Source organism: Bacillus sp. FSL R5-0416, assembly GCF_037975425.1.
In the GTDB taxonomy this organism is placed as follows: domain Bacteria; phylum Bacillota; class Bacilli; order Bacillales; family Bacillaceae; genus Bacillus; species Bacillus subtilis.
In genome coordinates this window covers 3,011,470-3,024,095 of record NZ_CP150252.1, presented here as the reverse complement: position 1 = coordinate 3,024,095, position 12,626 = coordinate 3,011,470, and the positions used below count along the sequence as shown (strand labels likewise).

Here is a 12,626-nt window from a genome sequence, read left to right as displayed (position 1 = left end):
ATGATGAAACGTTTTGATTATCTTACACCTGTTGGATTTGTGTTAGGAACGATTATTATTGTTATCGGGATTATTTCGGGATCTGGAGTAAGCGGTTTCCGCTCTTTTCTTGATCTGACCTCTTTCTTCATCGTAACAGGGGGACTTTGCGCCGCTGTTTTTATCAGTTTTCCGCCAAGAGAGCTGAAAAAAGCGCCCTCTGTGTTAAAGCAGGCATTCATCCGCCAGGAAGACAATGTGAAAGATCTTGTGAAAACCTTTGTTTCCCTTTCCGATCACGCGCGAAAACACGGGCTTTTATCATTGGATGATCAGGCTCGGGAAATCAAAGATCCATTCTTGAAAAAAGGGCTGCTTTTAGCGATTGACGGCTGGGATGAAGAAACGATTCGGCTCGTCATGGATTCAGAAATCGCAGCAATGGAGGAACGGCACCGAAAAGGGCGGCGAGTTTTTGAAAAAGCGGGAGAATTCGCTCCGGCGTGGGGAATGATCGGAACACTCGTCGGGCTTGTGCTGATGCTCAAAAACTTAAACGACCCGCATATGCTCGGACCAAACATGGCCATTGCGCTTCTGACGACTTTATATGGTTCATTACTGGCAAATATGGTCTTCAACCCGATCGCGGCTAAGCTTGAAGAGAAAACAGAAAGTGAAATTTTCATCAAGCAGGTAATGGTGGAAGGGATTATCGGTGTTCAATCCGGAAAAAACCCGCGCAACCTTGAAAGCCAGCTGGTCGTTTTCAGCTCACGGGAAGAATGGCAGAAGCAGCCAAAACAAGTAAAAACAAAAAAGGGATCTGTACATGAAGCTTAGAAGAGAACGTTTTGAAAGAAGGAATGGAAGCGGAAAAAACAGTCAATCTTCATCCAGCTGGATGGTAACCTTTACAGATTTGATCACCTTGATCCTTGTGTTCTTTATTTTACTCTTTTCGATGTCCCAAATCGATCTGCAAAAATTTAAAGCGGCAGTGGACTCGATCCAGAAGGAAGGCAACGGGCTTCAGCCGGACCAAACATCCATAGAAAAAAAGAATACATCCCCATCTGATACGAAGAAGCAAGAGGATCAGCAGGATCAGCTTCTCAAGAAAGTAAATACATATATAAAAGACAATCATTTAAAGGCCCAAATGACAGCCAAACGGGATGAACGCGGTGTCGTGCTCGTTCTTCAGGAGGCTGTGCTGTTTGATACAGGTGAGGCAAAGGTGCTGAAAAATGCCGAAACACTTCTTCACCAAATTGCCGTTCTTCTTCAAACCATTCCAAATGACATTCAGGTGGAGGGGCATACAGACAGCCGAAACATTTCGACATACCGATACCCGTCGAACTGGGAGCTATCAGCAGCACGGGCAAGTGGAGTGATTCAATACTTCACGTCTAAAGAGAAGCTTCCCTCCAAGCGCTTTATTGCTGTCGGTTATGCGGATACAAAGCCGGTGAAGGATAACAAGACAAATGAACACATGAAGGAAAATCGGCGTGTGGAAATAGTGATTAAAAAATCAAAAACGACCTCTTCGTAAAGGTCGTTTTTTACTTTGTTCTTTGCTGTTCAGAACGTATCGCATATAATGCTTTGCTGACAGTTTGGGCATTTTTTTCTGTGATTTCAGGCTTGCGGGGAATCGGAGGATATAAATCAGCCGGATCGCTCCAGCTCGACGGAAGGGCCACGGGGCATTGTTTTTGCCATTTAGCAATCCATTCCGGCGGGATCTCGTGTCCCGGGTCAATTCCCTTCATTTCAAGCCATATTCTGGCCCAGGCGCGGGGCACGACACGCCAAATATCATATCCGCCGCCTCCGACTGCAATCCATTTCCCTCCGCAATATTGATGAGCCAAAGTGTGTGCAAGACGGGGGATTTCTTCGTATATATTGATTGTTGCTGATAAATGCGTCAGCGGGTCGTAGTAATGGGCATCGGCGCCGTTTTGGCTGATAATGACATCGGGCTTGAAATAAGCGGCGACTTCTGAAGCTGCTGTCCGGTAAGCCTCAAGAAAAGAATCATCCTCTGTAAAAGCGTCAAGCGGGATATTAAAGGAATAGCCATATCCTTTTCCGCTGCCTTTTTCTTGGATCTGACCGGTTCCAGGGAATAAATACCTTCCTGTTTCATGAATGGACAGCGTGCATACGTCAGGATTATCGTAAAAGGTAAATTGCACACCGTCCCCGTGGTGGGCGTCGGTATCAATATAAAGTACCCTGGATCTGTATTTTTTCTGGATATATTGAATCGCCACAGCGCTGTCATTATATATGCAAAACCCTGAAGCTCTCCCGCGAAAGCCGTGATGAAGCCCTCCGCCAAGGTTTGCCGCATGCAGGGCTTGTCCTGACATGACCCAGTCTGCGGCCGTTAAAGTGCCGCCTGCCAAGAGTGATGCCGCTTCGTGCATGCCGGCAAAGACGGGTGTGTCTTCAGTGCCGAGCCCGTAGCTTTCTCCTTCTTCAGCGGGAAGCTTTCCGGCGCCCGCAAGCTTTACGGCCTGAATGTAATCGTCCGTGTGGACAAGGGAAAGCTCCTCTTCTGAAGCGAGTCTGGGGGTGACAATGTCTCCATCATCAAAGGCATTGATCGTCTTAAGCAAATCATATGTTAACAGAACCCGCTGCTGATTAAAGGGATGCTCCTGATGAAACATATAGGTTTGGTAGGATGGAGAATAGATAAATACACTGTCTCTCATAGCAGGTCCCTTTGCTCTGACGGCCATACGACGTGGTGTCCATTTCTTTGTAATGCCTGCAAAAACGGCAGCGGATTCATCGTTTTTACACGGAAGACAAGCACTTTTACACCGGGATCGTCATGCGGATAAACAAGCACGCTTAATATTTTCACTTGAAGGTCTTGGCAAAGACTGCTGATCTCAGCGAGGCTTTTGGTGATGTCGTTTACTTTTATCTCAATTTGCGATCCCGGCTGGTCAGCACCTGTCAATTTGACAAACGTCCGCAGCAAATCGGTTTTTGTTAAAATGCCCATTAATTTTTGATGGTGTACCACTGGAAGGCAGCCGATGCCATGCTCGTAGAACACGGCTGATATTTCTTCGACAAAATCTAACGGATGGGCGCAGACAACATCCTTTTTCATAATTGAATCTACGCTTCGTGTGAGAAATAGGCTTCGTTTGTTTTCTTCAAAAATACTCGGGCTGGCCTGTTTCATGTCTCTGTCTGTAATCATGCCGATCACGTGTCGTTCTTCATCTACAACAGGCAGATGCCTGATATGGAATTCCTTCAGTTTGCATATTGCTGTTTCAAGCGTATCCGTCTTCGTTAATGTAATGACATCTCTTTTCATGATTTGCTCAACAATCATTATTTTTTCCCCTTTGCCAGTGTCAGTTAATACATATAACGATGATAAAAACGGAGCCTGTCAAATTGCTCAATTGATTCTTGGCTGACGTTTTTTCCAATGCGGGCCATCAGACAGTTTGCAGGGTGGGAGCTGATCTCCGGCTCATCCGTTGCAAACCAGACCAATCCGCCTGCATTCATCATCTTTTCCATGATCTTTCTGTATTCCCACACATCTTTTTTCATCCCTTTTAAATCCCAATGCCAGTAATATTCTGTCGTCATCACAATGTAGTTTTCCATTTGTTCATCCATCATGCTGACGGTCAGGAGCGTCTTTCCGACAGCGCATCCCCGATAGTCCGGCGCTACTTCGATGGCTCCGAGCTCAATCAAATCCTCCATATTTCCTTCAGACCATCTTTCGAGCGGGTCAGGATATAAATACGTGACATAGCCGATAATGGTTCGGCCGTCTCTGGCAATAATAATGCGCCCTTCGGGAAGGCCTGCAATGTCGACTAGCGCTTCATGCTGCTCGCGAGGCGGGCGAAATGCGGTTAAATCTTTATGAAACTCATAACCTGCCAAATCCTCTGGAGAGACAGGCCCTTCTATCAGTAAAGAGCCGGTTGCTGTTTTGATGTTTGCTGAATGGTATGTTTTATGATGTTCCACTAATTCACCGTCCCATCAATTCTTATCAAAAATACATGCCTTCTTTAAGAATACCAAATTATAAAGCGTTTTCAACATGGTTTATATTTTAAAAATTGAGAAGAATATGAATATATACTATAATAATTGTGACAACTTCAGCAAAGGGGGATGTTTGGGCATGAATTTGAAAGCGTTACCAGCAATAGAGGGGGATCATAACTTAAAAAACTATGAAGAAACGTACCGGCATTTTGATTGGGCCGAGGCAGAGAAACATTTCTCTTGGCATGAGACAGGGAAACTGAATGCGGCGTATGAAGCGATTGACCGCCATGCCGAATCGTTTCGAAAAAACAAAGTAGCGCTTTATTATAAAGACGCAAAAAGGGATGAAAAATACACATTTAAAGAAATGAAGGAAGAATCAAACAGAGCCGGGAATGTGCTGAGACGGTATGGAAATGTGGAAAAAGGGGACCGCGTTTTTATTTTTATGCCGAGATCACCCGAGCTTTATTTTATTATGCTTGGCGCAATCAAAATTGGCGCCATCGCCGGGCCGCTGTTCGAAGCATTTATGGAGGGAGCGGTGAAAGACCGGCTTGAAAACAGTGAGGCAAAGGTTGTTGTCACAACACCTGAGCTGCTGGAGAGAATACCGGTAGACAAACTGCCTCACTTGCAGCATGTCTTCGTAGTCGGGGGAGAGGCTGAGAGCGGCACGAATATCATCAATTATGATGAAGCAGCGAAACAGGAAAGCACAAGACTGGATATCGAATGGATGGATAAAAAAGACGGCTTTCTGCTTCACTATACATCAGGTTCCACTGGTACGCCAAAGGGCGTGCTGCATGTCCATGAAGCGATGATTCAGCAATATCAAACAGGAAAGTGGGTCCTTGATTTAAAGGAAGAAGACATTTATTGGTGCACGGCTGATCCAGGATGGGTGACAGGTACGGTATACGGCATTTTTGCACCGTGGCTGAACGGAGCGACAAATGTCATCGTCGGCGGACGTTTCAGCCCGGAAAGCTGGTATGGTACGATTGAACAGCTTGGCGTCAATGTCTGGTACAGCGCGCCGACCGCTTTTCGGATGCTGATGGGAGCGGGAGATGAAATGGCTGCGAAATATGATCTAACTTCACTCCGGCATGTGCTCAGTGTCGGTGAGCCGCTAAATCCGGAAGTCATCAGATGGGGACATAAAGTTTTTAACAAACGAATTCATGATACATGGTGGATGACAGAAACGGGCAGTCAGCTTATCTGCAACTATCCTTGCATGGATATTAAACCGGGTTCAATGGGTAAGCCGATTCCAGGAGTGGAGGCAGCGATCGTTGACAATCAAGGCAACGAGCTTCCGCCGTACCGAATGGGCAATCTCGCCATCAAAAAGGGCTGGCCTTCCATGATGCATACCATTTGGAATAACCCTGAAAAGTATGAATCGTATTTCATGCCGGGCGGCTGGTATGTGTCTGGGGATTCTGCTTACATGGATGAAGAGGGATACTTTTGGTTCCAAGGCAGAGTTGATGACGTCATCATGACCTCCGGTGAGCGCGTCGGCCCATTTGAAGTGGAAAGCAAGCTTGTCGAACATCCGGCTATTGCAGAAGCAGGCGTAATCGGAAAGCCTGACCCGGTGCGTGGAGAAATCATTAAAGCTTTTATTGCACTCAGGGAAGGATTTGAGCCGTCTGATAAACTGAAAGAAGAGATCCGCCTATTTGTAAAGCAGGGTCTTGCAGCCCATGCGGCTCCGCGTGAGATCGAATTTAAAGATAAGCTTCCGAAAACCCGAAGCGGAAAGATCATGAGGCGCGTGCTGAAGGCATGGGAGCTTAATCTGCCGGCTGGAGATCTGTCAACAATGGAGGATTAAAAGGCGGCGTTGACACAGGATTTTATTTATGTTAAAAATGATATAGCTTCATATGAAAAGGTAAAGATTGAGACAAGTAGAATATCCTTACGTTCCAGAGAGCTGATGGCCGGTGAAAATCAGCACAGACGGATATATCGAATACACTCATGAACCGCTTTTGCAAACAAAGCCGGCCAGGCTTTCAGTAGTGAAAGAACGGACCTGATCCGTTATCAGGCAAAGTGATAAGACGAATGTTTGCATTCTCTTATTAGTAGGGTGGTACCGCGATAATCAATCGTCCCTTCGTGTAAACGAAGGGGCGTTTTTTATTTTAATCAAAAAAGGAGCTTTATCTTATGACTAACTTACTTGAAGACTTATCCTTCCGCGGATTGATTCAGCAAATGACAGATGAAGAAGGATTAAATAAACAGCTGAATGAAGAAAAAATCCGCTTGTACTCAGGCTTTGACCCGACAGCAGACAGCTTGCATATCGGACACCTGCTGCCTATTTTAACACTTCGCCGTTTTCAGCTTGCAGGGCATCATCCGATTGCGCTTGTGGGCGGCGCGACGGGCCTCATCGGTGATCCAAGCGGAAAAAAAGCAGAGCGTACATTAAACACTGCTGACATCGTATCCGAATGGTCCCAAAAAATCAAAAACCAGCTGTCCAGATTTCTAGATTTTGAAGCAGCAGAAAACCCAGCTGTCATCGCGAACAACTTTGACTGGATCGGCAAAATGAATGTGATCGATTTCCTTCGTGACGTTGGTAAAAATTTCGGCATCAATTACATGCTGGCAAAAGATACGGTCAGCTCAAGAATTGAATCCGGCATCTCGTACACGGAATTCAGCTACATGATTCTTCAATCTTATGATTTCTTAAATCTTTACAGAGACAAAAACTGTAAACTGCAAATCGGCGGAAGCGATCAGTGGGGCAACATCACAGCGGGTCTTGAACTGATCAGAAAATCAGAAGAAGAAGGAGCAAAAGCGTTCGGCCTAACGATTCCGCTTGTCACAAAAGCAGACGGCACGAAGTTCGGAAAAACGGAAGGCGGCGCGATCTGGCTTGATAAAGAAAAAACATCGCCATATGAATTCTATCAATTCTGGATCAACACAGACGACCGTGACGTTGTCAAATACTTGAAATACTTTACGTTCCTTTCAAAAGAGGAAATTGAAGCGTACGCTGAAAAAACAGAAACGGCGCCAGAAAAACGTGAAGCGCAAAAACGCCTAGCAGAAGAAGTGACATCACTTGTTCACGGACGCGAGGCGCTGGAGCAAGCCATCAACATCTCCCAAGCGCTGTTCAGCGGCAATATTAAAGAGCTTTCCGCTCAAGACGTAAAAGTAGGCTTTAAAGATGTTCCTTCTATGGAAGTTGACAGCACCCAAGAGCTTTCACTTGTAGATGTGTTGGTGCAATCTAAATTATCTCCTTCTAAACGCCAAGCGCGTGAAGACATTCAAAACGGAGCTGTTTACATTAACGGTGAACGACAGACGGAAATAAATTATACCCTATCAGGTGAAGACCGTATCGAAAACCAATTTACTGTTCTGCGCCGCGGGAAGAAAAAATACTTCCTTGTGACGTATAAATAAGAAAAAGATCCTTTGCCACTGAAGGCAAAGGATCTTTTTGTTTACCGCATAGGAATGAAAGGAAAAGAGTATATTAGATAGGGCAAACACGACCAATCACCACCTTTTAAATGAAAGGAGCGCTAAAGTGTGAATCTCATGTGTACGATTGCAAAAGAACGGCTGCAGCAGGATTACTGGGATCAGCAGGCGCAAGATAGTGTTGGCCAGCAAGAGGCGAATGACGAAACAGACGATAAAAAAACCCCGACCGCATAGCGGCAGGGGTTTTTAAAACGATTAACGAGAGTAGAACTCAACGATAAGCGCTTCGTTAATTTCCGGAGCAAGTTCAGAACGCTCAGGAAGACGAGTGAAAGTACCTTCAAGCTTTTCAGCGTCGAAAGTAAGGTATTCAGGAACGAAGTTGTTCACTTCAACAGATTCTTTGATGATAGAAAGGTTTCTTGATTTTTCGCGAACACCGATTGTTTGACCAGGTTTCACAAGGTAAGACGGGATGTCAACGCGGCTTCCGTCTACAAGAATGTGACCGTGGTTAACCAATTGGCGAGCTTGACGGCGAGTACGTGCTAAACCTAGCTTGTACACAACGTTATCAAGACGAGAATCTAAAAGAATCATGAAGTTTTCACCGTGTTTACCAGCTAGTTTGCCAGCTTTGTCAAACAAAGTGCGGAATTGACGTTCGTTTACACCGTACATGTGACGAAGCTTTTGCTTTTCTTGCAATTGCAAACCGTATTCTGATAATTTTTTACGTTGTCCTGGACCGTGGGGACCTGGAGCGTAAGGGCGTTTTTCTAATTCTTTTCCTGTACCGCTAAGAGAGATTCCTAGACGGCGGGACAGTTTCCAAGATGGACCTGTATAGCGAGCCATAATGTGACTCCTCCTTTGGTTTTATTTTTGTGGAAAATAAAAACCGTCTGCTCTATTCGACCATGCACATTTTGTTTTCATGTATCCTCGCTCCAGCAGCAGAGAGTTACACGATACACCTTATTGATAAGGAACAAAATGAAAACATAGAAGCTGAACAAAAAGGCTGCAATATTTCACACAAAGGTCATTATATAATTTATTTGTTTTGAAGTCAACCATTCCTCCATTATTGCTTCACCGTTTATGATATAATAAACAAAAATTAGTGGTAAACTTTTAGGTGATAAAAACATGGTAGAACAAACTAAAGATCAATTATCCGCCTTTCATTATCATATGCTCGATTTTTTATTAACCAAATCTGAAAAAGTCACATTCACCGACTCTTTCATATGGCTGACTTCGGCTATTCAAACCTATTTTTCAACCCTTTGTGTTTCGCTTACACCGTCACCATCAGACTTTGTGACAAAACTGGCAGATGGTGAAGCGCGTTTTTCCGCTTCAAAAATAAACGCTTCATGTTATCTGATTGAGGACGGCTCCGGCAGGCGTTTCCATCTTGCGTGCAGGCAGGATGAAGAGATTCCTGAAGGGCTTCCGGACGTGGTTGCTTCATTTTTAAACCAGTCGATGAAACAGGAAAGACTCTATAACAAAACGATCTACCAAAGAAAGATATACAAAATGACAGAGCTGTTCCATTCACTGCTTGATCAGACAGATGTGCTGAAGCAGCTTTTAGAAAGCTTGACCAGCACATTTTCTCTTTTTGAGTTTTCTTTATTTATATCGCACGATCAAGACCAATGTTTAGGGATACCTGCAAAAGAGCTGTATATGGAAGGGGAAAAATCCGATTCCTTTGCGCTCAAAGTGTATTTGTCCGGAGACATTTTGCGGAAAAATGAATCTGTCGCCTATATTCCGATCAAAGGACAGCAGGGCACATACGGGGTGTTGAAGGCTGAGGGAACGGGTGACAGCTTTCTTACTGATGCCTGCCTTGATGAAATGTCGCTGTTAGCAAACGCGGCGGGAAAAGCGTTTGAAAATGCCCAGCTCTACGAACAATCCAAAGCAAGCATCGCAAATTTGGAATTGATTAATGAAACATCACGCCGCCTGAATCAGCGGCTGACACTGACTGATACAATGAATGATCTGGCTGTGAGAATGGCAGAATCGTTTCAGGCAGAAGAAGTGGGATTTTTTCATATAGACCATTTTGAAAACCTAACATTGCTTCCAGGCAGCACAGCATTTTTTAAAGAAGCGAAACCGTCAGATTTTTATAATGAGCTGAAAGAAAAGCTGTATGAAGGTGAAAAAGGGGTTTTCATCGGGAATGGCCAGTCTGTTTTTGGGAAGGCGGGGTACGGCTCGCTGATGGCTGCTCCGATGATTCAAAACGACCGGCTTCTGGGCTTTGCGGTTTTATTGAAACAGGAGCTGTACGCTTTTACATTTGAAATGTACAAGCTGTTTCAGGCGCTGATTCATCACGCGACACTGGCTGTAACCAATTCAATGCTTCGCGACCGTCTTGAGCACCTTGTGAAAACAGATCAGCTGACTGAACTGTATTCACGAGTGTATTTAGATGAAAAAATTCAATACAGCATGAAAATCCACCAAAAGGGTGTTTTTATTCTTGTTGATATTGATAATTTTAAAAATGTAAATGATACGTACGGCCATCAGACTGGGGACGAGATTTTAATTCAAGTCGCTTCAGTGATTAAAAGCAACATCCGAAAGCATGATGTTGGTGCCCGCTGGGGAGGCGAGGAGCTGGCGATTTATTTGCCGAATGTGCCGGTTGCAGTGGGGAAACGGATTACTGAGCGACTGGTTTATGCGGTCAGAAAAAATACGAAACCCGAGGTAACCATTTCCTGCGGTATCTCCTGCTGGACGACAGAAACAAAAAAGTCGCTGAAAGAGCTTGTGCATGAGGCAGATGAAGCGCTCTACAGCGCGAAACGGAGCGGGAAAAACCGCTTGATGATTCATGACTCAATAAAATAAAAAAAGCCCAAAACGATATCAGTTTTGGGCTTTTATATTACTGCGCTAACGCTTTTTCTAGCGTTTCGGCAAATTGAGTTAAGTATTTTTCATCAATTTCGTCGAAACGGTTTTTCACTGGGCTGTCGATGTCCAAGACGCCGACAATTTTTCCGTCTACACGAATCGGAAGCACAATTTCTGATTGAGACGCTGCATCGCAGGCGATATGTCCCGGAAACGCGTTTACATCCTCAACACGTTCCACTTTTCCGTTTGCGTACGCTGTGCCGCAAACCCCTCTGCCGAAAGGAATCCGAACACATGCCGGCAGGCCTTGGAACGGACCTAACACAAGCTGTCCATCCTCTTCTTTGGCAAAATAGAAACCCGCCCAGTTGACTTCAGGCAGCGAATGATACAGCAGTGCTGAGGCATTTGCATAGTTAGCTATTTGGTCTGTTTCGTCTTCGGTCATGGCTTCGAGCTGTTTTAGCAGAAGCTGATAGTCTTTTTCTTTATCTCCAGATTGTTTTTCGACATGGAACATGGAAAACCCTCACTTTTTCTATAATATAAAACAAAGTTCCGGCTTTTCTGCCGGCATTTGTCGATAAGTTCTTACAGGAACAGCGGCTTTCTGCTTGAATAGTATCAAGAGGAAGGAGTGAGCCGTATGAAAGTAAGCACCAAAGACAAAATTATTGAATCTGCTGTCATGCTTTTTAACCAAAAAGGATTTTCTGGCACGTCTGTCCGTGAAATCGCAAAGTCAGCTGATGTAAATGTTGCGCACATCTCCTACTATTTTAAAGGCAAAGGAGGCTTGATGGAACACTTAGTTTCAGAGTTTTACGAAGGCTACAGCAAAACGCTTGAAACAGCGGCAAGCAATATCTCTTCTCAAAGCACGCAGGAACAGCTTCTTCAATTGGTTTTCGATATTTTATCCTATCAGCATAATCATCGTCAATTAACTCGTTTTGTCTACCGGGAAGTCACAATTGACTCCACATTAATCAGGGAAATTATGTCGACATATCTAATGAAGGAAAAGTATATCTTCCAGCTGATCATTGAGGAAGGAGAAAAACAGCGTGAATATTTAACGCTGCCGCTGCCTCATTTTATTCTCCAATTAAAATCTCTCTTGATGATGCCCTATCTCCAGCCTCAATATATTTCAGAAGTACTCTACATGCAGCCGCACGAGCCGTATTTTTATAAAATGTATTTTGAAGAAATCAAGATTTGGATCAGAAGCGTCTTTCGGACAGGAGACGTGGCGCTCACCAATTAGCACCGTTCCAAAAACGCCTCATACGCATATCCGACATCTCCCGCTTGATGGGCATCAGACCCAAACACAAGCGGGATCTTCTTTTGCTTCGCTTCATTCAGCATCCAATCCTCGATATAAATACCGCCAGCGTAAGTTTTTCTTAAGCCGGAAGTATTGAAGTCGAGCTCCATTCCGTTTTCTTCAATGGCATTTAAGCACAGGGAAACGAGGCCGCGAATATGCTCTGACATGCTGTATGGAAACAGCTTGATGAATTTTTGGACGAGTGTGATGTGACCGACTCTTTTTGGCTTATAAACGCCGAGAGATGCTACAATGGAAGAATAGACACTCCGGTAATATTGTTCATATACCGCTTCAATGCTTCCGCAGGCTGAAATCAGCTCTTTGAAGGTATGCTCGTCATAATCAAGGCATAGATAGGAAGAGTCTGTGCGCAAAAAATGAACGGATAAGATGCTGTCATCTAAATATGGCCCGTATGTGTCCAGAAATAATGTAATTTCGTCTTCAAATTCAGCGATATAATCGACTTCAAGCCCTGTCCGTATGCTAAGCTGTCCGCGATATTCTTTTTTTAATCCGGAAATTTCATGAATATAGCGTTCCAAAGAAGCTTGCGCCATCGCGCTGTCTTTCAGCGGCGTGGGATCGGTAAAAGAGGGCGGCAATGGGGCGTGTTCGGTAAAAGTAATCGATTCGAACCCTTTTTTTAAGGCTTCTTCTGCATATTGTCTGAGTGTGTCATTGGAGCCGTGAGGGCAAAATGGTGTGTGAATATGTCCGTCTCGCTTTTGCATTGATGTCACCCCATGAAAAAATAGTCAAATCCTGCCGATTTTGCACAAAAAGTTTTTGATTTCTGGTCAAAAAATGTTTGTTACATGGTATCATAATAACAATGAAAACGACAGTTTTTCTCAAT

Annotated in this window: 13 protein-coding genes and 1 other annotated feature; of the genes, 7 read left to right on the top strand and 6 right to left on the bottom strand. The window is 44.4% G+C overall.

What is annotated here, in order from left to right; all coding sequences use genetic code 11:
- Positions 1 to 3 precede the first annotated feature (3 nt).
- Both motP and motS read left to right on the top strand, forming a co-directional pair.
- Positions 4 to 822, top strand: coding sequence for a flagellar motor protein MotP (gene motP, locus NYE20_RS16175; protein WP_014477672.1), 819 nt, complete (start codon positions 4 to 6; stop codon positions 820 to 822).
- Positions 812 to 1,540: a flagellar motor protein MotS gene (gene motS / locus NYE20_RS16170; RefSeq protein ID WP_003229290.1), complete on the top strand. Its 729-nt coding sequence runs from the start codon at positions 812 to 814 to the stop codon at positions 1,538 to 1,540. The genes motP and motS overlap by 11 nt, the downstream gene beginning before the upstream one ends.
- A 10-nt stretch (positions 1,541 to 1,550) precedes the next feature.
- Here the strand turns inward: motS and NYE20_RS16165 are convergent, their stop codons facing one another.
- Genes NYE20_RS16165 through acuA form a run of 3 tightly spaced genes read right to left on the bottom strand, consistent with a single transcriptional unit; the run spans position 1,551 to position 4,014 of the window.
- Positions 1,551 to 2,714, bottom strand: a complete 1,164-nt coding sequence (locus NYE20_RS16165) for an acetoin utilization protein AcuC (protein WP_161621732.1) — start codon at positions 2,712 to 2,714, stop codon at positions 1,551 to 1,553.
- Positions 2,711 to 3,355 (bottom strand): acetoin utilization AcuB family protein, encoded by a 645-nt coding sequence (locus NYE20_RS16160; RefSeq protein ID WP_064670898.1) that lies wholly within the window; start codon positions 3,353 to 3,355, stop codon positions 2,711 to 2,713. The genes NYE20_RS16165 and NYE20_RS16160 overlap by 4 nt, the downstream gene beginning before the upstream one ends.
- Positions 3,356 to 3,381: 26 nt before the next feature.
- The gene (gene acuA / locus NYE20_RS16155; RefSeq protein ID WP_014480567.1) at positions 3,382 to 4,014 is read right to left on the bottom strand and encodes an acetoin utilization protein acetyltransferase AcuA; all 633 of its coding nucleotides are present in this window, start codon (positions 4,012 to 4,014) and stop codon (positions 3,382 to 3,384) included.
- 160 nt (positions 4,015 to 4,174) lie between these two features.
- On the opposite strand from acuA, the gene acsA reads away from it, so the two are divergent.
- From acsA to NYE20_RS16140, 3 genes are all read left to right on the top strand, one after another.
- Positions 4,175 to 5,893, top strand: a complete 1,719-nt coding sequence (acsA, locus tag NYE20_RS16150) for an acetate--CoA ligase (RefSeq protein WP_004399030.1) — start codon at positions 4,175 to 4,177, stop codon at positions 5,891 to 5,893.
- Between the two features lie 54 nt (positions 5,894 to 5,947).
- Positions 5,948 to 6,184 (top strand) — a binding site (T-box leader).
- A 50-nt stretch (positions 6,185 to 6,234) separates the two neighbouring features.
- The gene (gene tyrS, locus NYE20_RS16145; protein WP_003229300.1) at positions 6,235 to 7,503 is read left to right on the top strand and encodes a tyrosine--tRNA ligase; all 1,269 of its coding nucleotides are present in this window, start codon (positions 6,235 to 6,237) and stop codon (positions 7,501 to 7,503) included.
- A gap of 129 nt (positions 7,504 to 7,632) precedes the next feature.
- Complete coding sequence (locus tag NYE20_RS16140; RefSeq protein WP_015714524.1) at positions 7,633 to 7,761, top strand: hypothetical protein; 129 nt, start codon at positions 7,633 to 7,635, stop codon at positions 7,759 to 7,761.
- A gap of 21 nt (positions 7,762 to 7,782) precedes the next feature.
- On the opposite strand, the gene rpsD is transcribed toward NYE20_RS16140, so the two are convergent.
- The gene (gene rpsD / locus NYE20_RS16135) at positions 7,783 to 8,385 is read right to left on the bottom strand and encodes a 30S ribosomal protein S4 (protein WP_003229304.1); all 603 of its coding nucleotides are present in this window, start codon (positions 8,383 to 8,385) and stop codon (positions 7,783 to 7,785) included.
- A 294-nt stretch (positions 8,386 to 8,679) separates the two neighbouring features.
- Between rpsD and NYE20_RS16130 the strand changes: the two genes are divergently transcribed.
- Positions 8,680 to 10,419, top strand: coding sequence for a diguanylate cyclase (locus NYE20_RS16130; RefSeq protein ID WP_070547637.1), 1,740 nt, complete (start codon positions 8,680 to 8,682; stop codon positions 10,417 to 10,419).
- Between the two features lie 37 nt (positions 10,420 to 10,456).
- Here NYE20_RS16130 and NYE20_RS16125 read toward each other — a convergent pair whose 3' ends face one another.
- Positions 10,457 to 10,948: a GAF domain-containing protein gene (locus NYE20_RS16125; RefSeq protein ID WP_014477664.1), complete on the bottom strand. Its 492-nt coding sequence runs from the start codon at positions 10,946 to 10,948 to the stop codon at positions 10,457 to 10,459.
- A 126-nt stretch (positions 10,949 to 11,074) separates the two neighbouring features.
- Between NYE20_RS16125 and refZ the strand changes: the two genes are divergently transcribed.
- Positions 11,075 to 11,698, top strand: a complete 624-nt coding sequence (gene refZ, locus NYE20_RS16120; RefSeq protein WP_014477663.1) for a transcriptional regulator RefZ — start codon at positions 11,075 to 11,077, stop codon at positions 11,696 to 11,698.
- On the opposite strand, the gene hisJ is transcribed toward refZ, so the two are convergent.
- Positions 11,695 to 12,501, bottom strand: a complete 807-nt coding sequence (gene hisJ, locus NYE20_RS16115) for a histidinol-phosphatase HisJ (RefSeq protein ID WP_021480315.1) — start codon at positions 12,499 to 12,501, stop codon at positions 11,695 to 11,697. The genes refZ and hisJ overlap by 4 nt on opposite strands.
- Between the last annotated feature and the right edge of the window lie 125 nt (positions 12,502 to 12,626).